The sequence below is a fragment of the Streptomyces sp. CB03234 genome, from assembly GCF_001905885.1.
Classification (GTDB): Bacteria; Actinomycetota; Actinomycetes; order Streptomycetales; family Streptomycetaceae; genus Streptomyces.
This window is the reverse complement of record NZ_LIYH01000001.1, coordinates 113,847-137,761: the sequence shown is the minus strand read 5'-3', so window position 1 is coordinate 137,761 and position 23,915 is coordinate 113,847. Positions and strand designations below refer to the sequence as shown.

19 protein-coding genes are annotated in these 23,915 nt (G+C 71.2%); 9 read left to right on the top strand and 10 right to left on the bottom strand.

Features of this window, described 5'->3' with window-relative positions; genetic code table 11:
• Window positions 1-39: 39 nt before the first annotated feature.
• Window positions 40-2,496, bottom strand: coding sequence for an immune inhibitor A domain-containing protein (locus tag AMK26_RS00590; protein WP_073750647.1), 2,457 nt, complete (start codon window positions 2,494-2,496; stop codon window positions 40-42).
• 198 nt (window positions 2,497-2,694) lie between these two features.
• Window positions 2,695-5,076, bottom strand: coding sequence for an immune inhibitor A domain-containing protein (locus tag AMK26_RS00585; protein WP_073750645.1), 2,382 nt, complete (start codon window positions 5,074-5,076; stop codon window positions 2,695-2,697).
• Between the two features lie 219 nt (window positions 5,077-5,295).
• Here AMK26_RS00585 and AMK26_RS00580 point away from each other — a divergent pair, with 219 nt between their 5' ends.
• On the top strand, window positions 5,296-5,541 hold the full coding sequence (locus AMK26_RS00580; RefSeq protein WP_073750643.1) for a hypothetical protein: 246 nt from the start codon (window positions 5,296-5,298) through the stop codon (window positions 5,539-5,541).
• On the opposite strand, the gene AMK26_RS00575 is transcribed toward AMK26_RS00580, so the two are convergent.
• Window positions 5,527-6,246: an RDD family protein gene (locus AMK26_RS00575; RefSeq protein ID WP_073750641.1), complete on the bottom strand. Its 720-nt coding sequence runs from the start codon at window positions 6,244-6,246 to the stop codon at window positions 5,527-5,529. The two genes, AMK26_RS00580 and AMK26_RS00575, sit on opposite strands and share 15 nt — an antisense overlap.
• Window positions 6,247-6,301: 55 nt before the next feature.
• Window positions 6,302-7,651: an RDD family protein gene (locus AMK26_RS00570; protein ID WP_073750639.1), complete on the bottom strand. Its 1,350-nt coding sequence runs from the start codon at window positions 7,649-7,651 to the stop codon at window positions 6,302-6,304.
• A 227-nt stretch (window positions 7,652-7,878) separates the two neighbouring features.
• On the opposite strand from AMK26_RS00570, the gene AMK26_RS00565 reads away from it, so the two are divergent.
• Window positions 7,879-8,289 carry an SsgA family sporulation/cell division regulator gene (locus tag AMK26_RS00565; protein ID WP_073750637.1) on the top strand — a complete coding sequence of 137 codons (411 nt, stop codon included), beginning with the start codon at window positions 7,879-7,881 and terminating at the stop codon, window positions 8,287-8,289.
• A gap of 14 nt (window positions 8,290-8,303) precedes the next feature.
• Here AMK26_RS00565 and AMK26_RS00560 read toward each other — a convergent pair whose 3' ends face one another.
• Both AMK26_RS00560 and AMK26_RS00555 read right to left on the bottom strand, forming a co-directional pair.
• The gene (locus tag AMK26_RS00560; protein ID WP_073750635.1) at window positions 8,304-8,687 is read right to left on the bottom strand and encodes a VOC family protein; all 384 of its coding nucleotides are present in this window, start codon (window positions 8,685-8,687) and stop codon (window positions 8,304-8,306) included.
• Between the two features lie 81 nt (window positions 8,688-8,768).
• Window positions 8,769-10,136, bottom strand: coding sequence for an FAD-binding oxidoreductase (locus AMK26_RS00555; protein ID WP_073750633.1), 1,368 nt, complete (start codon window positions 10,134-10,136; stop codon window positions 8,769-8,771).
• A 109-nt stretch (window positions 10,137-10,245) separates the two neighbouring features.
• Here AMK26_RS00555 and AMK26_RS00550 point away from each other — a divergent pair, with 109 nt between their 5' ends.
• Window positions 10,246-11,898, top strand: a complete 1,653-nt coding sequence (locus tag AMK26_RS00550) for a tetratricopeptide repeat protein (protein ID WP_073750631.1) — start codon at window positions 10,246-10,248, stop codon at window positions 11,896-11,898.
• 4 nt (window positions 11,899-11,902) lie between these two features.
• Here AMK26_RS00550 and nthA read toward each other — a convergent pair whose 3' ends face one another.
• Genes nthA through AMK26_RS38300 form a run of 3 tightly spaced genes read right to left on the bottom strand, consistent with a single transcriptional unit; the run spans window position 11,903 to window position 13,033 of the window.
• Window positions 11,903-12,487, bottom strand: a complete 585-nt coding sequence (nthA, locus tag AMK26_RS00545) for a nitrile hydratase subunit alpha (protein WP_073750629.1) — start codon at window positions 12,485-12,487, stop codon at window positions 11,903-11,905.
• Window positions 12,484-12,756, bottom strand: coding sequence for an SH3-like domain-containing protein (locus AMK26_RS38305; RefSeq protein WP_073750627.1), 273 nt, complete (start codon window positions 12,754-12,756; stop codon window positions 12,484-12,486). Before AMK26_RS38305 ends, nthA begins: the two co-directional genes overlap by 4 nt.
• Entirely contained in the window at window positions 12,749-13,033 is a 285-nt protein-coding gene (locus tag AMK26_RS38300; RefSeq protein WP_073750625.1) for an SH3-like domain-containing protein, read from the bottom strand. The genes AMK26_RS38305 and AMK26_RS38300 overlap by 8 nt, the downstream gene beginning before the upstream one ends.
• A 165-nt stretch (window positions 13,034-13,198) precedes the next feature.
• Between AMK26_RS38300 and AMK26_RS00530 the strand changes: the two genes are divergently transcribed.
• Both AMK26_RS00530 and AMK26_RS00525 read left to right on the top strand, forming a co-directional pair.
• On the top strand, window positions 13,199-14,545 hold the full coding sequence (locus AMK26_RS00530) for a jacalin-like lectin (protein WP_073750623.1): 1,347 nt from the start codon (window positions 13,199-13,201) through the stop codon (window positions 14,543-14,545).
• Between the two features lie 206 nt (window positions 14,546-14,751).
• Window positions 14,752-19,164: a rhamnogalacturonan lyase family protein gene (locus tag AMK26_RS00525; RefSeq protein ID WP_073750621.1), complete on the top strand. Its 4,413-nt coding sequence runs from the start codon at window positions 14,752-14,754 to the stop codon at window positions 19,162-19,164.
• A gap of 344 nt (window positions 19,165-19,508) precedes the next feature.
• Here the strand turns inward: AMK26_RS00525 and hppD are convergent, their stop codons facing one another.
• Window positions 19,509-20,654: a 4-hydroxyphenylpyruvate dioxygenase gene (gene hppD, locus AMK26_RS00520; protein WP_073750618.1), complete on the bottom strand. Its 1,146-nt coding sequence runs from the start codon at window positions 20,652-20,654 to the stop codon at window positions 19,509-19,511.
• A 121-nt stretch (window positions 20,655-20,775) separates the two neighbouring features.
• Here hppD and AMK26_RS00515 point away from each other — a divergent pair, with 121 nt between their 5' ends.
• From AMK26_RS00515 to AMK26_RS00500, 4 genes are read left to right on the top strand one after another with little or no spacing between them, the layout of a single operon-like run.
• Window positions 20,776-21,246 carry an Lrp/AsnC family transcriptional regulator gene (locus AMK26_RS00515; protein ID WP_073750616.1) on the top strand — a complete coding sequence of 157 codons (471 nt, stop codon included), beginning with the start codon at window positions 20,776-20,778 and terminating at the stop codon, window positions 21,244-21,246.
• A gap of 14 nt (window positions 21,247-21,260) precedes the next feature.
• The gene (locus AMK26_RS00510; RefSeq protein WP_073750614.1) at window positions 21,261-21,908 is read left to right on the top strand and encodes an ABC transporter permease; all 648 of its coding nucleotides are present in this window, start codon (window positions 21,261-21,263) and stop codon (window positions 21,906-21,908) included.
• A complete protein-coding gene (locus tag AMK26_RS00505) occupies window positions 21,901-23,118 on the top strand; it encodes a betaine/proline/choline family ABC transporter ATP-binding protein (RefSeq protein ID WP_073750612.1) in 1,218 nt (405 codons plus the stop codon). Before AMK26_RS00510 ends, AMK26_RS00505 begins: the two co-directional genes overlap by 8 nt.
• Window positions 23,115-23,906, top strand: a complete 792-nt coding sequence (locus AMK26_RS00500; protein ID WP_079277385.1) for an ABC transporter permease — start codon at window positions 23,115-23,117, stop codon at window positions 23,904-23,906. The genes AMK26_RS00505 and AMK26_RS00500 overlap by 4 nt, the downstream gene beginning before the upstream one ends.
• Window positions 23,907-23,915 lie beyond the last annotated feature (9 nt).

The window sequence follows — 23,915 nt, the reverse complement described above, 5'->3', positions numbered from 1 at the left end:
GGCGACGGCCGATCATGCTCTGACCTGCGACGATGCGGACTACTTCGTCGACGGGCCGACCTGGACCGTGATCGTCCGGCCGTTCTTCGGCTGCTTGACGATCGCGATCTTGGTGTTGGTGTCAGTTACCTTGACGCCCGCACGCGGGTTCGACTCGTACCAGTAGACGCCCTTGCGGTCGTCGAAGACCGGGACACCCGGCTGGGACGCGATCGTGGCCGCGACACCCGCCTTGTGCAGGGTGAGGCCGTTCGTCCGGTAGAGGCTGAAGGGCGAGTCGTAGGACTGGATGCGGTTGCGCATCAGCGTGCCGTCGGCCCACTTCACCGGCGTGGCGTGCGCGTCGACCGGCAGGATCAGGCCCTGGCCCGGGTGGACGGCGGTGTTGTTGTCCTTCTGGGAGGTGTCCCACTGCCAGACCAGCAGGCCGGTCTGGTACGGGTAGTGCTCCACCCAGCTGTCCATCGGCGCCGCGAAGCCGAAGTTGTACGGGCCGACCTCGAGGGTCTTGTCGTACGAGACGTACTGGCGGTTCTCGGCGATGTAGTACTGGTCGTACTCGTTGGTGAAGGACTCACCGATCCGGGAGAAGCCCTTGGCGGTCCAGCCGTTGTCGTCGCCCTCGGCGTTGTCCGAGAAGACCGCCGCGCCGTCCGCGGTCAGGGTGATGGCGTCGGCCGTGAAGCCCTTGCCGCCCGCGCCGCCGTCGGTCTGGTAGCGGAAGCGGAGGTCGACCTTCTTCCCCGCGTACGCGTCGAGCGGGTACACCAGCTTCTGCCACGAGCCGGAGACGTCCGTCAGCGCCGGGGCGCCGCTCGCGTCGGCCGGGATGGCCTTGCCGTCGGCCGTGCCCGCCAGGGCGGTCCAGTTCTTGCCGCCGTCGGTCGACACCTCGGTGTAGAGGTAGTCGTAGTCCTTCTCGATGTCCCACCAGCCGTCGAGCGTCAGCTCGGCCTTGGTCTTGCCGGTGAGGTCGACGGAGCGGGTGAGGGTGTTCTTGAGGTCGTCACCCATGTCGCTCCACCACTGCCTGGAGCCCTCGGCGGGCTTCACGACCGGGGTGGTGACCTTCTTCTTCGGCAGCTCGACGACGAGGGCCTGCGGGTTCTTGGTGTTGTACTCCGCGACCCCGAGGGTGTGCTTGGAGGCGGTCGCCGCCTTGGCCTTCTCGTAGTTGAGCCAGCCGAGCTGGAGCTTGTCCCAGGCGGTCATGTCGCCCGGCAGGTCGCCGATCTCGTTCTTGCCGGTGCCGAGCCAAGAGCCGGACGACATCAGGGACCAGAAGCCGGTCGAGTTCTCGGCGCCCGGCCGGCCGGAGGTGTCGTACAGGTCCGGCAGGCCCAGGTCGTGGCCGTACTCGTGGGCGAAGACGCCGAGGCCGCCGTTCTCCGGCTGCATCGTGTAGTCGCCGACCCAGATGCCGGTGTCGCCGATCTGCGTACCGCCGGCCTTGTTGTGCGCCGGGCCGGTCTTGCCGGCGTCGGTGCCGTACGCGTACCAGCGGTGGGCCCACAGCGCGTCGCCGCCCTGGGCGCCGCCGCCCGCGGACTCGTCCTCGCCGGCGTGGACGATCTGGAAGTGGTCGATGTAGCCGTCGGCCTCGTTGAAGTTGCCGTCGGCGTCGAAGTCGTAGCGGTCCCACTGGTCGTACTGGGCGAGCTGCGCCTTGATCTCGGCGTCGGTCTTGCCCGCCGCCTTTTGCTGGGCGGTCCACGCGGTCACACCGTCGCGGACGGCGTCCCACACGTTGGAGCAGTTGCTGCTGCCACAGTAGTTCGAGCCGTAGCGGGCCTCGTTGTACTCGACCTTGACCCAGTCGGAGACCTCGCCGTCGACCGAGTAGCGGCCCGAGGAGGTCTTCTCGTAGTAGGTCTTCAGGGACTGCTTCTGCTGACCGGTCTTCTTGTCCTTGCCGGTGCCGAAGTACAGGTCCTGGAAGTGCTGCTGGTTGTAGTCCTTCTGCCAGGCCGTCGAATTGTCCTTCGTACGGTCCGGCTCGGCTATCCGGTTGTGCAGCGGGCCGGGCGTGCCGCCGAACTTCGGCTTGAGCGTGTGGTCGTCGCCGTCGTCCGCGCGGTCGATGAGCGTGGTGTTGTCGACCTTGTCGCCGAACTCGACCAGGATCGTGAAGATCTTGTCGGTCTTCTCGCGGCCCAGCTCGACGTACTTCTTGTCGTCGAGCTTGACGACCTTGGAGGCACCCCTGCGCTCCACCTTGAGGTCGCCGGCCAGCACCTGCTCCAGCGCCGCCTCGCGCTGTTGGGCCTGCTGCTTGCTGAACGGGCCGTCGAGGTCGTGGTCGACCTGGGCGGCGTGGTCGTGCCCGGGGGCCCCGTGCCCCGCGTCGTGCGCGCCGGGCGCCGGGTCGTGGCGCTCGATGCCGTTGGTGGGGCGGTTGTCGGCCTGGGCCGTCGTGAAGGCCGAGGCCGTCGCGGCGGTGGCGGCCAGCGCCACGATCACCGCGGAGGCTCTGAAAGCCCGTCGTCTGCTGGTCACTTGATCTTGTCCTCCCCGCGCCCGCGAACCGCGGATGGGGGGTCGATGTGTTATCCGCGTGCGGTGTCGCGCCACAAGTGACGACATTCGACCGGAGAATGACGCGAAAAGACAGATCTTGACTTGCCCAGGCCAAGTGCTCTATGTGAACAAGCCGATCCGCATTGCGAACAGCGGCGACCGGGGAAAGCGCCCTGGTCACCCGACCGAGGGGCCCACTGTCACGGTGACCGACGATCCGTTCGACGGCTGAGCCGCCACCGTGATCCGGGTGTTGGTGTCCGTGGTGCGCACACCACCGAACCGGTTGACGGCGTACCAGTACACACCCTTGTGGTCATCGAAGACCGGATTGCCCGCATGCGGCCTGATGTAGTGCGGTACACCCTGCTTGTGCAGGGTGAAGCCGGGCGTGGGGCTACGGCTGAACGCCGCGTCGTACGGCGTGATCTTGTTCGACATCAGAGTGCCGTCCGCCCACGTCATCGGCCGTGGATGGGCGTCCACCGGCAGCAGCAGGCCCTGGCCCGGATGGTCGGTGACGTTGTTGTCCCGCTGCGAGGTGTCCCACTGCCAGATCATCAGGCCGGGCCGGTAGGCGTAGTGCTCCACCCAGTTGTCCCGGGGCTCGGGGAAGCCGAAGTGGTACGGACCGGTCTCCAGGGTCCGGTCGTACGACACGTACTGCCGGTTCTCCGCGATGTAGTACTGCGGGTGGTCGCCGGTGACCGCCTCCCCGACCCGCGCGAACCCCCGCGCCGCCCAGCCACCGTTGCCCTCCCCCTCGGCGTCGTCCGTGAACAGCGTCACACCGTCGGCCTTCACCGAGATGTTGTCCGCCGCGAACCCCTTGCCCGCCACGCCGCCGTCCGTCCGGTAGCGGAAACGCACGACGATCCGCTTCCCGGCGTACGCGTCCAGCGGGTACACCAGCTTGCGGTACGTCTCCGAAACCCCCGTCAGCGCCGGCTTGTCGCCGCCGTCCCGGGTGATCGCCGCACCGTCGGCCGTACCGTCGACCGTCTTCCAGCTCTCCCCGCCGTCCGTGGAGACCTGCGTGTACAGGTAGTCGTAGTCCTTCTCGATGTCCCACCAGCCGTCGAGTGCGAGCGAGGCGGAGGAACGGCCGGTCAGGTCGACCGTCCGGGTCAGCGTGTGGGACAGGTCGTCGCCGTGGTCGCTCCACCACTGCCCCGCGCCCCCGGCCGGCTTCACCACCGGCGTGGTGACCGTCTTCTCCGGCAGCTCCACGACCAGCGCCTGCGGCCGGTCGGTGTTGTACGCGGAGACGCCCAGCGTGTGCGTCGACGCGGTCGCCGCCTCGGCCTTCTCGTAATCGAGCCAGCCCAGCTGGAGCTTGTCCCAGGCCGTCATGTCGCCCGGCAGGTCGCCGATCGAGTCCTTGCCGGTGCCCAGCCACGACCCGGACGACATCAGGGACCAGAAACCGACCGAGTTCTCCACGCCCGCCACGTTGTTGGTGTCGTACAGGTCGGGCAGGCCCAGGTCGTGCGCGTACTCGTGGGCGAAGACGCCCAGCCCGCCGTTCTCCGGCTGCATCGTGTAGTCACCCACCCAGACGCCCGTGTCACCGATCGCCACACCCCCCGCCCGGAACCCCGCCGGACCGGTGTCGCCGTCGTCCCGGCTGTACGCGTACCCCCGGTGCGCCCACAGCGCGTCACCGCCCTGCGCACCACCGCCCGCCGAACCGTCCTCGCCCGCGTGCACGATCTGGAAGTGGTCGATGTAGCCGTCCGGCTCGTTGAAGTTCCCGTCGTTGTCGTGGTCCGTGCGGTCCCATTCGTCGAAACGGGCCACCTGCGCCCTGATGTCACCGTCCGTCCTGCCCTTCGCCTTCTGGTCCGCCACCCAGGCCGCCACCCCGTCGAAGACCAGGTCCTCGACATTGGGGCAGTTGTTGCCGCCGCAGTAGTTCGAGCCGTACCGGGCCTCGTTGTACTCGACCTTCACCCAGTCCGAGACCTCCCCCTCCACCGAGTACCGGCCGGAAGAGGTCTTCTCGTAGTACGTCTTCAGCGACTCCACCCCGTCGCCCTCGCCGAAGTACAGCCGCTGGAAGTGCTCGCGGTCGTAGTCCGCGTGCCAGGCCGTGGAGTTGTTTTTCGTACGGTCCGGCTCGGGGATCCGGTTGTGCAGCGGGCCCGGCGTACCGCCGTACTTGACAACGGGCGGCTTCGGCCCGCCCGGGCCGTCCGGGTCGTACATCGTGGTGTCGTCGACCTTGTCGCCGAACTCGACCAGGATCGTGAAGATCTTGTCGGTGCGCTCCCGCCCCAGCTCGACGTACTTGCGGTCGCCGAGCCTCACGACCCTGGAGCCGCCGCGCCGCTCCACCTTCGCCCGCCCGCTCAGCACCTGCTCCAGCGCCACCTGGCGCTGCTGCCGCTGCCGGGCGCTGAAGGGCCCGTCGATGACATGCCCGTCGTGCTGCCCCTCGACGGTGCCGTGCGCGGCGTCGTCGTGCACGGGGGCGGTGGGGGCGGGAGCGGCGGCTGTTGCCCCCACCAGGACGGCCAGTACGGCGGCGGCGCTCAACACACCTCTGATGTACGACACTTGATACGGTCCTCCCCTGCGGATCGCGTCAATGGGCGCCGCCTTCCGGCCATATGGCATAGGCCGTGATGCTGTGCGCCCCCCATGCACCGGTACCGTGGGTTAGGTCACGCTTACTGCCGGTTCCTCTCGGGCATCCACCGTCGTAGAGTCAGAAGACAGTGCGACCGAGTTGCGTGATCCCCATCCGGTGCTCCAGCTTCGAGGACGGAACCCGCCATGCCGCGTCCGACCGCCCCACAGCTCGCCTACGGTTCGGCCACCGTCGTCTTCGCGACCGTCGCCATGCTGCTGCTGTCCCGCACCACCACCGGACTGGGTGTCGCCCTGATCGGGGTGGCCGCGCTCGCGCTCGGCCTGCTGGTCGCGATGACCCTGCCGCAGCCGGCGGGGCGGCGCACCGCGTACGGGAACGCGCATCCGGCCGCCCCGGCGAAGCCACGGGAGCACTCACTGCGTCGTTGACACGACGACGGTCTTGGCCGCCTTGTCGTGCAGGCCCTGCTTGTACGGCTTGTCGACCAGGATGAGGATCAGCAGGAGCAGCGGCCACAGACAGGCGCAGCAGATCAGCGCGGGCAGCCACAGCACGATCGCCCGGGTCAGCGCGGCGTTGGTGCCGGGCACACTGCCGTCGTTGAGCATCGCCACCCGCATGCCCAGCAGCCGCTTGCCGACCGTCTGCCCGTTCTTCTTCGTCGTCATGAGGGTGTCGTAGGCGACGTACGCCACGATGGAGATGAGCTGGAAGACCCACTGCCCGCCGTCGTTGGTCTGCCACACGTCCGCGACGTCCGCCTCGTCCGACACCTTGCCGTAGATGTCGAACGGGATGCCGATGAGGGCGAGCGGTACGACGACGATGACCCAGTCGATGAGCCGGGCCAGGACGCGCCTGCCCGAATCGGCGAGCGGCGGCATCCCGGCGAGCGGATCGGCCCCATAGGGCCCGCCGCCGGGGCCGCCTCCATAGGGACCACCCCCGGGGCCGCCCCCATAGGGACCGCCTCCGGGGCCGCCGTCATACGGTCCGCCTCCGCCGTAGGGCCCCTGTCCCCCGTACGGACCGCCGCCGCCCGAGGGCGGAGGGGGCGGCGCGGGTGGCGGCTGGGAGCCGTCGTCCTGCGGCTTCTTGCGGAACGGGTCGTCCTCGGGAGGCTCGTTGCTCATGGGGGCAGTGCATCCCGCCCGGCGGGGCCCCGCAACGGATCACCGGCCGTTCGGGCTACCCGCTCCGTCCGGCCACGAAGGTGTGGGCCGCCTTGTCGTGCCAGCACTGGCGCCACGGGCGGTCGATCAGCGCCCACAGGACGTTGACCACCCCGACGACCAGGATGCCCAGCACCCCGTACACCAGCCAGCGGCGCAGCGCCGCGCCGAACGGCGGAGGCTCGTGCGACTCGATGTCCCGCACCTCCAGGCCCATCAGCCTCTTGCCGAGCGTACGGCCCCACTTGGCGGTCGGCAGCGCCTCGTACAGCACGCCCAGCACCAGGAGGGCGGCGAGGGTGATGCCGAAGTACGTCGAGGTGGTGCCGTCCAGGAGCCAGACCGTGACCGTCTCGCCGGACTGCTTGGCCTGCTGGATCTTGCCGTCGATGTGATCGAGCGCCTTGGAGACGAACGGTACGGCGACGGCGCCGACGGCCGCCCCGAGGACCAGGGTGTCGATCAGCCGGGCCACCAACCGCTTGCCGAGGGCCGCCGGGCGGGCGGCGGCCTGCGCCTGGGCCGCCGCGAGGAACGGGTCGTTGACCGGGGGCTTCCAGGGCAGGACGGGCTGCTGCGGCTGCTGCCGCTGCTGTTCCGGTTGGGCCAGCTGGTGCACCTGCTGCGCCCAGGACGCGGCGCCGCCGCCTGGGCCGTGGGTGACGGGGGCGGGGGTGGACGCGGGGGCGGGCGTGGGTGCAGGCGTGGGTGCGGCCTGCGGGGCCGGGGCGGGGGCCGGGGCCGGGGCGGGGGCGGCCGGCTGGGGCTGGGCCGGGGCCTGCGGGGTGCGCGGGGCGTCCGGCGTGAGGGCCCGGATGGTCATCGTGCCGTCGGCGGGCCGCTCGGGCGCCGGCTTCGGCTGCGGCTTGACCGCCCGGATGGTGACCGTGCCCTCCGGGGCCGCCGCCTTCGCGGGCTCCGGCTCCACACTCCGTACGCCGGGCAGGGCGCCGCCCGTGGGGTCCGGGGCGGCGGGGGCCGGGCGGCGCGGGTCCTGGCCGGCCTCGGCGCCCCACGAGACGCGGCGGTCACGGTCGCCGCCGAACCCGGTCTGGCGAGCGGCGTCCGCCTGCCACACGGACGCGGGCTCCGGCTCCGGCTGGCCCTCCGCGGCCGCCTCCTCCTCGTCGAAGAAGACCGGCCCGGTCTCCTCCACCGAAGGTGCCGGTGCGGGTGCCGGAGACGGAGCCGGCTGCGCCGGGACCGGCGGCGTCGGCATCGCCTCACCGTCCTTGGGCGCGGGCCGGCTGGTCCCCGGCACCCAGGCGGCGCCGTTCCAGAACCGGATATATCCCGGGATGGACGGATCGGGGTAGTAGCCAGGCGTGGGGCTGCCGTCGCCGGTTGCCGGGGTTGGGGCGCTCATCACCGTGGTCCCGTATCTCCTCGAGGCCTCAATTCAAGGCACCACATCTACCAGACCGCCGACCGCCCCCGAACCGGTCCGTCCACAACGACCACGATCCGGTCAGATCCGTGCTACGGAAAGTAAGGGAAACCTCTTGTCGGAAGTCGCGTAATGGCGGGCGGGAAAGCGCCTCTCCTCCATGCGGCCCGCGCCAGGGCCCGTACCGGAGAGAAGGGAACCGTCCCATGCAGCACACCGTCGTCGAACGCGAACTGGAGCTCAACCTGGTGCTGTCGCCCGAGCGCAGCGTCCCCGTGCCGGCCCGGCTGGCGTACCGGACGGATGACCCGTACGCCGTGCACATCACCTTTCATGTGGGCTCCGACCGGCCCGTGCACTGGACGTTCGCCCGGGAGCTGCTGGTCGAGGGGGTCTTCCGGCCGTGCGGGCACGGTGATGTGCGGATCTGGCCGACCACGCTCGACGGGCACGCCGTCGTGCTGATGGCCCTGTCCTCGCCGGAGGGCGAGGCGCTGCTGGAGGTTCCGGCGGCGCAGGTGTCCGCGTGGCTGGAGCGGGCGCTGCGCGTGGTGCCGCCCGGTTCGGAGGCGGAGCAGCTCGGCCTGGACGACGGGCTGGCCGAGCTGCTGGCGTGAGCGGGCGGACCGGGTCAGTCGGTCACGTAGGTGTGGGTGATGAATTCGATCGAGTGGCCGTCGGGGTCGTCGATGTACACGCCACGGCCACCGTAGTGGTGGTTGATCCGCTGCGGCTCGCGGTGGTGCGGGTCCGCCCAGTACGGCAGTTCGCGCTCCTGGATCCGGCCGAAGATCTCGTCGAACTCGTCCTCCGGGACGAGGAAGGCGAGGTGCTGCGGGACGATCCGGGGCGCGTCGTCGTCGAGGTAGTCGAGGGTGACGCCGCCCTCCAGCGGGACGGACGCGAAAGGGCCGAAGGGCTTCGGCTCGGGCGCGTCGATGAGTTCCGTGAGGAAACGGGCCGCGGCGAACCGGTCGCGGCTGCGGACGATGGTGTGGTCAAGGCGTGCGGGCACGGCTCCTCCTTCATCGGTCCCTTCACGCTATGCGGGGGGCACGGCCGAGGGCCATCGGTCATGGGGACCAGGGCTGGAGGCTTAGAACAGCTTGCCGGGGTTGAGGATGCCCAGCGGGTCGAAGGTCTGCTTGATGCCGCGCTGCAACTCCACCCCGACCGGTCCCAGCTCGCGGGCCAGCCACTCCTTCTTCAGTACGCCGACGCCGTGTTCCCCCGTGATGGTGCCGCCCAGTTCCAGGCCGAGCGCCATGATGTCGTCGAACGACGCGCGGGCGCGCCGCGACTCGTCGGGGTCGGTGTGGTCGAAGCAGACGACGGGGTGGGTGTTGCCGTCGCCCGCGTGCACGCAGACACCGATGGTCAGGTCGTACGTGGCGGCGATGGCGGCCGTGCCGTCGAGCATCGCGGCGAGCCGCGAGCGCGGTACGCACACGTCGTCGATCATCGTCGCCGACTTGACCGCCTCCAGGGCGGTCAGCGACATCCGGCGCGCCTTCAGCAGCATCTCCGACTCGGCCGCGTCCTCCGCCGGGACGACCTGCGTCGCGCCCGCGGCCGTGCACAGGTCCCCGACGGCGGCCAGGTCGGCGGCGGGGTCCGGGGTGTCGAACGCGGCGAGCAGCAGGGCCTCGGTGGACTCGGGCAGTCCCATCCGGCCGAGCTTGTTGACCGCCTGCACGGTCGTACGGTCCATCAGTTCGAGGAGCGAGGGGGTGTGGCCGCGTTCCATGATGGCGCACACGGCGTCGCAGGCCGCGGCGGCCGACGGGAACTCGGCCGCCAGCACCAGCTGTCGCGGCGGCCGCGGGCGCAGCGCCAGGACGGCCCGTACGACGATGCCGAGGGTGCCCTCGGAGCCGACGAACAGCCGGGTCAGGTCGTACCCGGCGACCCCCTTGGCGGTACGGCGGCCGGTGGACATCAGGCGGCCGTCGGCGAGGACGACGTCCAGGCCGAGGACGTACTCCGCCGTCACCCCGTACTTGACGCAGCACAGGCCGCCGGAGGCGGTGCCGATGTTGCCGCCGATGGTGCACATCTCCCAGCTGGAGGGGTCCGGCGGGTAGTACAGGCCGTGTTCGGCCACGGCGCGGGAGAGTACGGCGTTGATCACGCCCGGTTCGACGACCGCGATCCGGTCGACCGGGCTGATCTCCAGGATCCGGTCCATCTTGGTGAGCGAGAGCACGACGCAGCCGTCGGACGCGTTCGCCGCGCCCGACAGGCCCGTGCGGGCGCCCTGCGGGACGACCGGCACGCGCAGTTCGGTCGCCGTGCGCATGATGTGCTGGACCTGCTCGACGGTGCTCGGCAGGACGACCACGGCGGGTGTGCCGGCGTCGCAGAAGCTCGCCATGTCGTGGGCGTAGGAGGCGGTGACGTCGGGGTCGGTGAGGACCGCTTCCGCCGGAAGGGCGGCTCGGAGCCGGGTCAGTAGGTCGTCCATGATCCCAGCCTGGCACTCGGGGCCATCGGTGTGAACCCGGCGGGGGATCGACTTGGGGTACGCCGGGTGGCTCGTCGTATGGACGCACCGTTTGTCGCACAGTGACCGCATGAAGACGGAACGGGTCCCACAGATCGTGCTGGGTGTGGGGGCGGGCGCGGTGCTGGCCGGCGCGGCCGCCCTGTTCGTACCGGGCAGCCTGGGTGGCGGCGGTGCGCCGGCGCCCGCGCCCGGCGCCGTCGCGCGGGCCGTGTCGGCGGCGCACACCGGCGCGCAGGCGTCGCTGCCCGAGCTGGCCGCGCTGATCGGCGACCGGGAGACGTGGCTGCGGGCCCATCCGCGCGACGACGCGTCGTGGGCGGTGCTGGGCACGGCGTACGTGGAGCGCGGCGTCCGCAGCGGCGACACCGCCTCGTACGTACGCGCCGAGAAGGCGCTGAAGCGGTCCCTGGGTCTCCTGCCCGCCGGGAAGGGGAACGTCGACGCCCAGCTCGGCATGGGCGCCCTGGCCAACGCGCGCGGCGACTTCGCGGCGGCGCGGAAGTGGGGCGAGGCGGTACGGAACCACACGCCGAGGCGCTGGCAGGCGTACCCCGTGCTGATCGACGCGTACAGCGGGCTCGGCGACTACGTGTCCGCCGGGCGGGCCATGGAGCGGCTGCGGGCGCTGCGGGCCGGGGCGCCCGCGCTGTCGCGCGCCGCGCTGGTGTACCGGGACAAGGGCTGGCGCGAGGACGCCTCCGCCCTCGCGTACGACGCGGTGGCGCTGGCCACCACCCCGGCCGAGAAGGCGGCGTGCCTGGCGCGGCTGGGCGACCTGGCGTGGGAGCGCGGCGAACCGGCCGAGGCCCTCGCCTCCTACGACCCGGCGCTGCGGCTCGTCCCCGGCCACGCCCCGTCGCTGGCCGGGCGGGCGCGGGCGCTGGCGGCGCTGGGGCGGACCGACGAGGCGCTGCGGGACTACGGGGCCGCGCTGGAGGCGCTGCCGCTGCCCCAGTACGCCCTGGAGGCGGGCGAGTTGTACGAGTCGCTGGGCCTGGACGGTGACGCGCACACGCAGTACGAGATGCTGCGGGCGCGCGCCACGGAAGCCGGGACGCACGGGGTGAACGGGGCGCTCGTGCTGGCCCGGTACGAGACGGACCACGGCTCCCCGCACTCCGCCGTGCGCCGGTTGCGCGCCGAGTGGGCGAAGGGGCACCGGTCCGTGCACGTCGCCGACGCGCTGGGCTGGGCGCTGTACCGGACGGGGCGGGCGGAGGAGGCGCTGCCGTACGCCAGGCGGGCGACGGAACAGGGCCTGCGCAGCGCGCTGTTCGCGTACCACCGGGGCCAGATCGAGCGGGAGCTCGGGCAGTGGGGTCCGGCGCGGCGCCACATCGCCGAGGCGCTGCGCCTCAACCCGGACTTCTCGCCCCTGCTGGCGCCGGCCGCGCGGCGGGCGCTGGCGGCGCTGGGCGAGCCGCCGGAGGGCGGGCCGAAGGACGTGTACGGCTCCGGCTCCGGCTCCGGCGGGGACACGCCGCGCTCGGGTGCCTCGCGGGCCGGTTCGCCGCCGCCGCGGGACCCGGAGCGTCAGGAGCAGGCGCGCAAGCCGCGGCGGCCGGGGGGCGCGGCGGCGCCGAGCGCCTCGCCTTCGGCAGCGGACGCGCGGGGCCCGGCGTCGGGTTCAGCGTCGGCACCGGCTCCGCCTTCCGCTTCGGCTCACGAGGCGGCTCCCGCTTCCGCTTCGGCTTCCGCTTCGGCGGGCTCCCGGCGGTGAGCGCTCAGAGCGCCGCCGTACCGATGAGCGCGTTGCGCGTGACCAGGCCCGCCAGGGCGTCCTCGTCCAGGCCTTCCGTACCCTCCGGGCGGCGCGGCAGCACCATGTAGCGCGTCTCGGACGTCGAGTCCCACACCGTGACGGCGGTCGACTCGGGCAGGTGCAGCCCGAACTCGGCCAGTACGGCGCGGGGTTCGCGTACCACCCGGGAGCGGTACGCCTCGCTGCGGTACCAGCCCGGGGACGGGCCGAGGAGGCGCAGCGGGTAGCAGGAGCAGAGCGTGCAGACGACCACGTTGTGGAGGTGCTCGGTGTTCTCGACGACACGGAGGCGCTGCTTCTGTACGCCGCCGGCGGCGTAGCCGAGTTCGGCGACGGCCGCCGTACCGTCGGCGAGGAGGCGTGCGCGGTACGCCGGGTCCGTCCAGGCGCGGGCCACGACGCGGGCGCCGTTCGCGGGGCCGGAGTCGGCCAGGTAGGCGTCGATGGCCTCCTCGACCGCGACGCCCGCGACGATGCCGCGCTCTTCGAGGAGCGTCTCCAGGCGGCGTACGCGGCGGGAGATCAGGGCGTCGGAGTGCTCGGTCACGCTTCCTCCAGATAGCTCTCGAACAGGTCGAGCACGACATGGTGGTCGCCCTCGCCCCACAGGTCGCGGGCGGCGAACCGTACCGCGTACACCTGCTCCACCGGGGCGTCCGCGATGCCCTGCGCGCGGACGTCCGCGAGCGGGGCGCGGCCCTCCGGCTCGACGACCGTGCCGGTCTTGCCACGGGCGTAGCGCGGCAGCCGGGTGTGGTGCGGCGGGTCGTGGTGGACGGTGCGGACGACGTCCCCGGCCCGGAACCGGTCACCCATCGAGTTCGCCCTCCACGATCACGCCCTTGCGTTCGAGGAGGGTGCGGATGGCGTGGAACCAGCGCTCGTAGTACGAGGCCGCGAGGTAGTCGGCGGGCGGCAGCGCCGTCTCGACGGCGTCCCGGAACTCGTCGAGGTTGTAGACGCCGGCACCGAGGAGCGCCCGGTTGAGGGCGAACACACGGGCCTCCCAGTCGGCGTGGAAGGGCTCGGCGTCGTCGGCGGTGTCGATGGGCCCGAAGCCCTGTATGCCGCCCACGTCATTCATCCTGGCCATGCCCGGCACCCTAGCGGCGCCCACGCGCCGGTCGGTGGCGGGGGGGCTCGGTGGTCGGTCCGTGCGGCGCGGCGCCGGATCCCATGCGCCTTGTGCCGCACGGTGGTTGGCGCCACTCTGAGCGGCGTCGGTCTTCCCCGCTTCGCGTCTGGAGACACTCCCCTCGTGAGAAGACTCATCGGCACCCTTGTGGCGGGCGCCCTGGCCCTTGCCGGGCTCGCCACCACGACGCCCGCCGCTGCCGCGCCCACCGCCGCCGCGCCCGTGGCCACCTCCGACAGGTCGGGCACCTTCAGCGTCCTCACGTACAACGTCGCCGGCCTTCCGGAGGGGCTGAGTTCCGGGAACCCCGCGACCAACACGCCGCTGATCTCTCCGCGCCTCGCGGCGTACGACATCGTCAACGTCCAGGAGGACTTCAACTACCACGCCGCCCTGTACGCGGGTGACGACCACCCGTACCGCACGCCGACGAGCGGCGGCGCCGGTATCGGCGACGGCCTCAACACCCTCTCGGACCACGCCTTCGAGGACTTCCAGCGGGTCGACTGGAACGACTGCGCGGGCACCGACTGCCTCACCCCCAAGGGGTTCACGCTCGCCCGGGTCCGGCTGGCCGAGGGGGTCTTCGTCGACCTCTACAACGTCCACGCGAACGCGGACGTGACGGACGCCGCGCTGGCCGCCCGCCGCGCCAACATCGAGCAGCTCTCCGCCTTCATCCGGGCGAACTCGGCGGGCAACGCCGTGATCGTCATGGGCGACACCAACACCCGCTACACCCGCACCGGCGACAACATCCGCACGCTGGTGAAGGAGAACGGCCTGACCGACGCATGGGTCCAGCTCGTCCGTGGCGGCAGCGCCCCGGCGCAGGGCGGTGACGCGATCGTCTGCCCGGGGACGGCGCCGACGAACGACTGCGAGGTGGTGGACAAGGTCCTCTACCGGGGCAGCACGCTGGTGAACCTCTCCGCCACCCGCTACGACAACGAGTGGGCGTCCTTCCTGGACGCCGACGGCGACCACCTCTCCGACCACTTCCCGCACACGGTCGACTTCTCGTGGACGCTGCCCCCGGCACTCCGGGCCAGTGACTTCTTCGGCGGCCCGCACGGCACGGCGTTCAACGACGCGGACGACCTCCCCTCGCCGGTCTCGCCCCGCACGCTGACGCTGCGCGGCGGCTCCCGCCTCGACGCGGTGTCGCTCACGCACGACGACGGCAGGCCGCTCACGCACGGCGGTACGGGCGGCACCGCCGCGTCCCTGACCCTCGCCCCAGGGGAACACCTCACGTCCGTGACCCTCACGCGCGGCCGGAAGGACGGCCGGACCCGCCTCTTCTCGGCCGCCTTCACCACCGACAAGGCCCGTACGCTGCGGGCCGGTTCCGCCACCTCGGACACCGTGACCTTCACGGCGCCCGCCGGCCGGCAGATCGTCGGCTTCACGGGCCGCTCGGGAGCGGAGATCGACAAGCTGGGGGTGCTGTACGCGCCGATCGGCTGAGGTCTCCGCCGCCGCTTCCCGTGCCGTGAGGTGCTCCCTGCACGGGGGTTGACCCCCGGGGAACAACGTTGGGAACCTCTCACCTGTCTGGAAAGCGCTTTCCAGTCCTCCTCCCGGGCGCCTTGACGCCCTCTTGCCCCCGGGGAGGACCGCGCCGCGCTTTTGAAACGTTTCAGCAAGATTCGCTCACGACACGGGAGGCGCCCATGGCCGGAAGAGACGGCCCGATCGGCAGACGGAACCGCAGCCGCCGGCGCAGGACGGGCACGGTCGCCGCAGCGCTGCTGCTGCCGCTGCTCGCCGCACTGCCGGCGCCCCCGGCTACGGCGGCCTCGGCGGTCACGGCGCCCCCGGCTACGGCGGCCTCGGCGGCCGACGAAACCCCGCGCAGGGCCTTCGACTTCGGCACCACGACCAGCGCGGTGGCGGCCGGCTGGACCGGAGTGTCGGAGAAGACCGCGTACACCGAGGAGAGGGGGTACGGGTTCGTGGACACGGCGGCGGTGACGTCGACCGACCGGGCGACCGCCGACCCCCTGCGCTCCGACTTCGTCACCGTCGAACGCGGCTCCTTCCTGGTCGATCTGCCGTACGGCGACTACACCGTCTCCTTGATCGCGGGTGACGCGGCCGGCCCCACCGACATCGCCCTCACCGCCGAGTCGATGGTCAAGACGCCGCCCACCACCAAGCCGGCCGGCCAGTACCTGGAGACGTCCTTCGACATCGCCCTCGTGGACGGCCGGCTGAAGCTCGACTTCTCCGGCACGGCCGCCAAGATCAACTCCTTGTCCATCACCCGGCACGCCGACCGCACGCCGGGAACCGTCCCCACCGTGCACCTCGCCGGCGACTCCACCGTGCAGACCTACGATCCGTACTGGGTGCCGCAGGCCGGCTGGGGCCAGATGATCGGCCGCTTCTTCACGGACGAGGTGGCCTTCGCCAACCACGCCATCGGCGGGCGCAGTTCCAAGAACTTCCTCACCCAGGGCCGCCTGGACACCGTGCTGCGGACGCTGCGGCCCCAGGACTACCTCATGGTGCAGTTCGGGCACAACGACGCCACCCAGGGCGTCGACGACCGCTACGCCACACCGGCCGAGTACAAGGAGTACCTGCGGACGTACGTCCACGGCGCGCGACAGCGCGGGGCGACACCGGTCCTGGTCACCCCCGTGTCGCGACGCTCCTTCGACCCGGCGACCGGGAGGTTCAACGTCTCCTTCCCGGCGTACGTGGACGCCATGAAGCAGCTCGCCGCCGAGGAGAAGGCCGCCCTGGTGGACCTGTCCGCGCTCAGCCGCGGCTACCTCGACTCCATCGGCCCGGAGGCCGCCACGTCCGTGTTCCTGCACGTGCCGGCCGGGGTGTACCCCAACCGGCCCACCGGAACCGTCGACGACACCCACTTCCAGGAGTACGGAGCCATCCAGATGGCGCGGCTCGTGGCGCAGGGCACGGCCGCACTCGGCCTCCCGCTGTCCGCGCACGTCAAGGAGACGCGACTCCCCGACCACGTCCCGGCCCGGCCCACCGGGCTGGCCGCCGGCAACGTCTCCGGTTCCGGAGCGACGCTGAAGTGGACCGCCGTCGCGGGCGCGGACATCTACAAGGTGTTGCGCAAGGAGGCCGCCGAGGCCGATACGGCCTACCGGCTCACCACCACGTCCGTCCTCCCGCAGGCCGAGGTGGCGGGCCTCGCCGAAGGCCGCGCGTACGCCTTCCGCGTCGTGGCGGTCAACGGCCGCGGCGACTCCGCCCCTTCGGAGGCCGTGTCCGTCACCACCCGTACGCCTCGGTACCGGTTCGACTTCCAGCCGGCCGGGGCGCCGCTCGCCGCCGGTTACACGGAGGTCACCCGGGCCACCGCGTACACACCCGAACGCGGCTACGGGATCACCGACGCCACCGGCATGATCGACCGGGACCGCGGACCGGGCACGGGTGACCTCGGGCGGGACTTCGTGGCCCACTTCGGCGGACGGTACGAATTCCGGCTGGACGTGCCCAACGGCCGGTACGCGGTGAAGGCCTACGTCGGGGACACCCTGGGCTCGGCCAGGACCGACGTCACCATCGAGGGCAGGAGCTACGGGCAGGTCTCGGCGAACAAGTCGCTGACGGAACGTACGTACAACGCGGTCGACGTCACCGACGGGCAGCTGACCATGGTGCTCAGCGGGCAGACCGCCCACCTCAACGGGCTCGACGTCACCCCCGTCCTCGTCGCCCCCACCGGCCTCGCCCTGAACAGCCTCGACGTCACCAAGGCGGGGGCCGCAGTCGGCCTGTCCTGGGAGGCGGCCGAGGGCGCAACGGCCTACCGGGTCCACCGCAAGGAGAAGGACGGCGCGGCGGTGGAGCGCCTGGCCCAGGTGTCCGGCACGTCCTTCAGCGACACCGGTGCCTCGGTGGGGCTGTCGTACCTCTACTACGTGACCGCTGTGGACGGGCTAGGCCAGGAGTCCGTACGCTCCCAGCCCCTCCAGGTCGACGCCGTGGACCCGGACGTCGCCACGGCGGCGGTGCCCATCGGTCTGCGGCTCCTGGGCAAAGTCGAGAAGAGGGAACTGACCTTCCACTGGAAGCCGGTCAAGGACGCCCTGTACTACCAGGTCTACCGATCCGCGAAGCCGGAAGGGCCGTACGCGCCCGTGGGCAGGGCCGACCGGGAGCGGTTCACCGACACCGGCGTCCTGACCACCGTCGCCTACCACTACACCGTGGCCTCGGTGAACGCCGGAGGCGTCTCCGCGCGGTCGGCGCCGCTCACCACACCCGCCGCGACCACGCTCGTACGCGCCATGGAGCGCCTGGACCGCTCGCCCGTGGCCGTGTCCACCGGCGAAGGCGTGTACCTCGGCTGGCGCATGCTCGGGCTCGATCCGGAGGACATCGCGTTCGACGTGTACCGCGACGGAGAGCGGATCAACGCCAAGCCGGTCACCACGAGCACCAACTACACCGATCCCGGGGGCACCGCCGACTCGGTCTACCGGATCGTCTCCCACGGCGGCGGGCAGCAGCCACGCTCGACGGCCGAGTTCGGTGTGTGGGCACATCAGTACCTCGACGTACCCCTGGACAAGCCGGCCGACGACCGTACGAAGGACGGCGTGCCGTACGCGTACACCGCGGGCGACGCGAGTGTGGGCGACGCCGACGGCGACGGCGTGTACGAGATCTTCCAGCTGTGGCAGCCCACCAACGCCAAGGACAACTCCAAGAGCGGCTACACCGGCCTGGTGTACCTCGACGCCTACCGGCTGGACGGCACCCGCCTGTGGCGGATCGGGCTGGGGCCGAACATCCGCGCCGGCGCGCACTACACCATGCCGATGGTCTACGACCTGGACGGCGACGGCAGGGCCGAGGTCGTCATGAAGACCGCCGACGGCACCACGGACGGCACCGGGAAGGTGATCGGTGACGCCGGTCTCGACCACCGCAACTCCAGCGGCTATGTCCTCCAGGGCGCCGAGTTGCTCACGGTGTTCGAGGGGCTGACCGGCAAGGCGGTGGACACGGTGCGGTACGAGCCGCCGCGCGGCGACGTCGCCTCCTGGGGCGACGGCTACGGCAACCGGGTGGACCGTTTCCTCGCCTCGGTCGCCTACCTGGACGGCGAGAAGCCCAGCGTCGTCTTCAGCCGCGGCTACTACACGCGCGCGGTGATCGCGGCCTTCGACTTCGACGGCACCGCGTTGCGCCACCGCTGGACGTTCGACTCCCAGGAGGCGGGCAACGGCGCCTACGCGGGACAGGGCAATCACCAGATGTCCGTCGCGGACGTCGACGGCGACCAGAAGGACGAGATCGTCTTCGGCTCGGCAACCATCGACGACGACGGCACCGGTCTCTACAGCACCGGCCTCGGGCACGGTGACGCCCTGCACGTGGGCGACCTCGACCCCGGGCGCGGCGGTCTGGAGGTCTTCGCCGCGCACGAGAACATGGCCGCCAGTGGCAACCGGGGCGCCACGATGCGCGACGCGCGCACCGGAGCGGTCCTGTGGTCGATGCCGGCGGACCGGGACACCGGCCGGGCCGCCGCCGCTGACATCGATCCCACCCATCCCGGCGCCGAGGCGTGGGCCGTCACCGAGGACGGGGCGTGGAACTCCAGGCGTGGGGAACTGAGGGCCGCCGACTCCACCCTCATCGGCCGGCGGATTCCGGCGGCGAACTTCATGGCCTGGTGGGACGGTGACCTCCTCCGGGAGATCGTGGACCACGACTTCGACGAGCAGGCCGGCGCGGGCGTGGGCACGATCAGCAAGTGGGACGCGGAGGAGCAGAAGTCCGTGGAGATCTTCCGCGCGGGCGGCACGCTGTCGAACAACCACACCAAGGGCACGCCGGTCCTCCAGGCCGACCTCTTCGGGGACTGGCGGGAGGAGATCATCTGGCGGACGCAGGACAGCACGGCGCTGCGTGTTCACACGACGACCGCGCCCACGCAGCACAAGCTCCGCACGCTGATGCACGACCCGCAGTACCGCACGGCGGTGGCGTGGCAGAACGTGTCCTACAACCAGCCGCCGCACCCCGGCTTCTTCCTCGGCGCCGGAATGCGGACGCCCCCGGCACCGAGCATCCGCTACACCGGCGGCTGACGGGTCCCCGGCCGCCCGGCCCCCCGCGCCGGGCGGCCGGGCGCTACGTTCTGGCTCCCCGTACGCGACCGTCCGCAGCCGCCGGACGGCCGGGCGGGGCCATGCAGGGTCGTCCCCGCAGCGGTTGGCGGCGATGGTGGGCACCCACTCGCGACAGGGCGCCCCGCCGACCGCGTGGGGCCCCCTCTGGGGGAGAGTCCGAGCCCGGAGGGGCCACGCCCCGCCCCCCGAGCCGCATGCGCTGCCCCGGCACGGGCACCGTGCCCGGTGGCCGCGGCCGCCGGGGCCGTGCCCCACCCGCGGGACCAGGAGCGCCGCCCGGGGAACCGGGGGCGCCGCCCCCGTTACAGGTTGCCGCGCTTGGCCTGCTCGCGTTCGATCGCTTCGAAGAGCGCCTTGAAGTTGCCCTTGCCGAAGCCCATGGAGCCATGGCGCTCGATCAGCTCGAAGAAGACCGTCGGGCGGTCCTGGACCGGCTTGGTGAAGATCTGGAGCAGGTAGCCGTCCTCGTCGCGGTCGGCGAGGATCTTCAGCTCGCGGAGCTCGTCGATCGGGACGCGCGTGTCGCCGACCCACTCGCCGAGCGTGTCGTAGTACGAGTCAGGGACGTCGAGGAACTGGACGCCGCCCGCCCGCATGGTGCGTACGGTGGCGACGATGTCGTTCGTGGCGAGCGCGATGTGCTGGACCCCGGGGCCGTTGTAGAACTCCAGGTACTCGTCGATCTGCGACTTCTTCTTCGCGATCGCCGGCTCGTTGATCGGGAACTTCACCTTCTTGGTGCCGTCCGCGACGACCTTGGACATGAGCGCGGAGTACTCGGTGGCGATGTCGTCGCCCACGAACTCCTTCATGTTGGTGAAGCCCATGACCTTGTTGTAGAAGGCCACCCACTCGTTCATCCTGCCGAGCTCGACGTTGCCCACGCAGTGGTCGATGGCCTGGAAGGTGCGCTTCGCGGGCGGCTCGACGATCGGCTTGGCGGCGACGTACCCGGGAAGGTACGGGCCGTCGTAACCGGAGCGGTCGACGAGGGTGTGGCGGGTCTTGCCGTACGTGGCGATGGCGGCGAGGACGACCGTGCCGTGCTCGTCCTTCAGCTCGTACGGCTCGGTGAGGCCGGTGGCGCCCTGCTCGACGGCGTACGCGTACGCCTTGCGGGCGTCCGGCACCTCGATGGCGAGGTCGATGACGCCGTCGCCGTGCTCGGCGACGTGCTCGGCGAGGAAGCGGCCCCAGTCGGTGGAGGGCTTGATGACGGAGGTGAGCACGAAGCGCGCGGCGCCGTTGCTGAGGACGTAACTGGCGGTCTCGCGGCTGCCGTTCTCCGGTCCGGAGTAGGCGACCAGCTTCATGCCGAAGGCCGTGGAGTAGTAGTGCGCGGCCTGCTTGGCGTTGCCGACGGCGAAGACGACCGCGTCCATGCCCTTAACCGGGAAGGGGTCGGCCTGCCGGGCGGTGTCGGGGGTGTGATCGATGGTCTCAGTCATGGCGGCAGGCTCTCTCCGTTTGGCAAGGTGCGCAATAGTTCGCGTACGGGCTGGGCAATCTGTGCAGCGCCTGGGCAGTATGGGCGGGCGATCTGTACAGGGTGACCACTGGAGGGCGGGTATGGCGATCGATCATCTGGACGGCAGACTCATCGCGCTGCTGGCGCGTGAGCCGCGCATAGGCGTGCTGGAGGCGTCGCGCCGGCTGGGGGTGGCGCGCGGCACGGTGCAGGCCCGGCTGGACCGGCTTCAGTCGAACGGAGTCATCCGGGGGTTCGGGCCCGATGTGGATCCGGCGGCGCTGGGTTATCCGGTCACGGCGTTCGCGACGCTGGAGATCAAACAGGGGCAAGGCGCCGATGTGCGCGAGCACTTGGCGGGGGTGCCGGAGGTGCTGGAGCTGCACACGACGACCGGCCACGGGGACATGCTGTGCCGACTGGTGGCCCGGTCGAACGCGGATCTTCAGCGGGTGATCGACCGGGTTGTCGGTTTTGATGGCATCGTGCGGGCCTCCACGGCGATCGTCATGGAGAACCCCGTGCCTCTGCGGATCATCCCGCTGGTGGAGCAGGCGGCGGAGGAGGAGTAGGGGAGGAGACGCGCGTGGGCTTCTGGGAGTACCTGGTCACTCGGCACCAGCAGCTGTTCACGGACGCGTTGCAGCACGTCAGCGCCGTATTCCAGTGCATGGTGATCGCCACCGCGGTGGGGGTGCTGATCGCCCTGGGCACGTATCGCAGCGGGTGGGCGGGGAATCTGGCGATCACGTCGACGGCGACGGTGCTGACCATTCCGTCGCTGGCGCTGATCGGTCTGCTGATCCCGGTGGTGGGGCTGGGCGTGCCACCGACGGTGATCGCGCTGGTGCTGTACGGGCTGCTGCCGATCGTACGGAACGCGATCGTGGGCCTGCGCGGGGTCGACCCGGCCCTGGTGGACGCCGCGAAGGGCATCGGGATGTCCCCGGCCGCCCGGCTGGTGCGGGTGGAGCTGCCGCTGGCCTGGCCGCCGATCCTGACCGGGATCCGGGTGTCCACGCAGATGCTCATGGGCATCGCCGCCATCGCCGCGTACGCCTCGGGGCCGGGGCTGGGCAACGAGATCTTCCGGGGGATCGCCTCGCTGGGCAGCGCCAACGCGATCAACCAGGTGCTGGCGGGGACGCTGGGGATCGTGGTCCTCGCGCTGCTCTTCGACGCCGCGTACGTACTGCTGGGGCGGCTGACGATTCCGAGGGGGTTCCGTGGCTGAGGCGTCGGGCGCGAGCATTGAGCTGGAGAACCTCTCCAAGCGCTACCCGGGCAATCCGAGCCCGGCCGTGGACGACGTGTCGATGGAGATCAAGGCCGGGGAAACGGTGATCTTCGTGGGACCGTCGGGGTGCGGCAAGTCGACCACCCTGAAGATGATCAACCGGCTGATCGAGCCGTCGTCGGGGCGGATCCGGATCAATGACGAGGACGTCACCCGGATCGATCCGGTGAAGCTGCGCCGGAAGGTCGGGTACGCGATCCAGTCGTCGGGGCTCTTCCCCCATATGACGGTCGCGGAGAACATCGCCCTCGTACCGAAGATGGTGGGCTGGTCGAAGGCGAAGGTGCGCGACCGGGTCGAGGAGATGCTGGACCTGGTGGGGCTGGACCCGCGCGAGTTCCACGGCCGCTACCCGCGCCAGCTGTCGGGCGGGCAGCAGCAGCGGGTGGGGGTGGCGCGGGCGCTGGCGGCGGATCCGCCGGTGCTGCTGATGGACGAGCCGTTCGGGGCCGTCGACCCCATTACGCGTGACCATTTGCAAGATGAATTGATCCGGCTGCAGCACGAGTTGCACAAGACGATCGTGTTCGTGACGCATGACTTCGACGAGGCGATCAAGCTGGGCGACCGGATCGCGGTGCTGCGCGAGCGTTCGCACATCGCGCAGTTCGACACGCCGGAGGCGATCCTCACGAATCCGGCGGACGACTTCGTGTCGGGTTTCGTGGGCGCGGGGGCCGCTTTGAAGCGGCTCAATCTCACGCGGGTGAGAGATGTGGAGATCGCCGACTTCCCCACGGTGTCGGTGGACGATCCGCTGCAGACGATCTTCAACCGGCTGCGCAGCGGGCTGCACAACGAGCTGCTGATGCTGGACCGGCGCGGGCGGCCCTACAAGTGGCTGCGGCGCGGCGACCTGATGCGGGCGAAGGGCTCGCTGGCGCGGGCCGGGCAGCTGGTGCACGACACGGTGACGCGGGACGCGACGCTGCACGACGCGCTGGAGGCGGTGCTGATCGACTCGGCGGGGCGGGTGGCGGTGACGGGGCGGCGCGGCGAGTACATCGGGGTCGTCGACATGGAGACGCTGATGAACTCGGTGCACGAGATGCTGGAGGCGGACCGGCTGGCCGCGATCGAGCACCAGCACGACCTGGAGGAGATGCGCCACCACCGGACCGAGGTGGAGCTGGAGGGCGGCCAGTGACGTACGAGGTCGAGGAGGAGGCTCCCGCGCCGCCGTCCGGCCCCGTACGAAGGGGGCGCGTCCCGTGGCGGAAACTGGTGGTCATGCCGGTCGTGCTGGCCGTGGTGCTGGTGGTGACGTACGTCTGGATCAGCAACGCCAGGCTGGACACCATCGCCGAGAACTCGCTGGCGGGCGGGAACGTGCAGTTGCGGCTGTGGCAGCACGTGAAGCTGACGGCGATCTCCACCTTCTGGGTGCTCCTCATCGCCGTCCCGCTCGGCATCGCCCTGACCCGGCGCGGCCTGAGCCGGGCCGCGCCGGTGGCCACGGCGGTCGCGAACGTCGGGCAGGCGACGCCCGCCATCGGTCTGCTGGCGCTGCTGGTGATCTGGCTGGGCATCGGGCCGTCGACCGCGATCGTCGGCATGGTCGTCTACGCCGTCCTGCCGGTGCTGTCCAACACCGTGGCCGGCCTGCGCGCCATCGACCCGCAGCTGGTGGAGGCGGCGCGGGGCATCGGCATGTCGGCGACCGCCAGGCTGCTGCGGGTCGAACTGCCGCTGGCCGTACCGCTGATCCTGGCGGGTGTGCGCACGGCGCTGGTGCTCAATGTGGGTACGGCGACGCTGGCGACGTTCGGCGGTGGCGGCGGGCTCGGGGACCTGATCACGTCGGGCATCCAGACGCAGCGGATGGCGGTGCTGGTGCTGGGTTCCGTCCTGACGGTGGTGCTGGCGCTGCTGGTCGACTGGCTGGCGTCGCTGGCGGAGCTGGCCCTGACACCGCGCGGGCTGGGGGTGGGGTGAGGTGAGGTG

Excerpts from the sequence above, each read along its gene's own strand:
- AMK26_RS38300 (WP_073750625.1), bottom strand. The coding sequence starts at position 13,033 with ATGGCCAGGATGAATGACGTGGGCGGCATACAGGGCTTCGGGCCCATC.
- AMK26_RS00550 (WP_073750631.1), top strand. The coding sequence starts at position 10,246 with ATGAAGACGGAACGGGTCCCACAGATCGTGCTGGGTGTGGGGGCGGGC.
- hppD (WP_073750618.1), bottom strand. The coding sequence starts at position 20,654 with ATGACTGAGACCATCGATCACACCCCCGACACCGCCCGGCAGGCCGAC.
- AMK26_RS38305 (WP_073750627.1), bottom strand. The coding sequence starts at position 12,756 with ATGGGTGACCGGTTCCGGGCCGGGGACGTCGTCCGCACCGTCCACCAC.
- AMK26_RS00575 (WP_073750641.1), bottom strand. The coding sequence starts at position 6,246 with ATGAGCAACGAGCCTCCCGAGGACGACCCGTTCCGCAAGAAGCCGCAG.
- AMK26_RS00515 (WP_073750616.1), top strand. The coding sequence starts at position 20,776 with ATGGCGATCGATCATCTGGACGGCAGACTCATCGCGCTGCTGGCGCGT.
- AMK26_RS00555 (WP_073750633.1), bottom strand. The coding sequence starts at position 10,136 with ATGGACGACCTACTGACCCGGCTCCGAGCCGCCCTTCCGGCGGAAGCG.
- AMK26_RS00565 (WP_073750637.1), top strand. The coding sequence starts at position 7,879 with ATGCAGCACACCGTCGTCGAACGCGAACTGGAGCTCAACCTGGTGCTG.
- AMK26_RS00580 (WP_073750643.1), top strand. The coding sequence starts at position 5,296 with ATGCCGCGTCCGACCGCCCCACAGCTCGCCTACGGTTCGGCCACCGTC.
- AMK26_RS00525 (WP_073750621.1), top strand. The coding sequence starts at position 14,752 with ATGGCCGGAAGAGACGGCCCGATCGGCAGACGGAACCGCAGCCGCCGG.
- AMK26_RS00570 (WP_073750639.1), bottom strand. The coding sequence starts at position 7,651 with ATGAGCGCCCCAACCCCGGCAACCGGCGACGGCAGCCCCACGCCTGGC.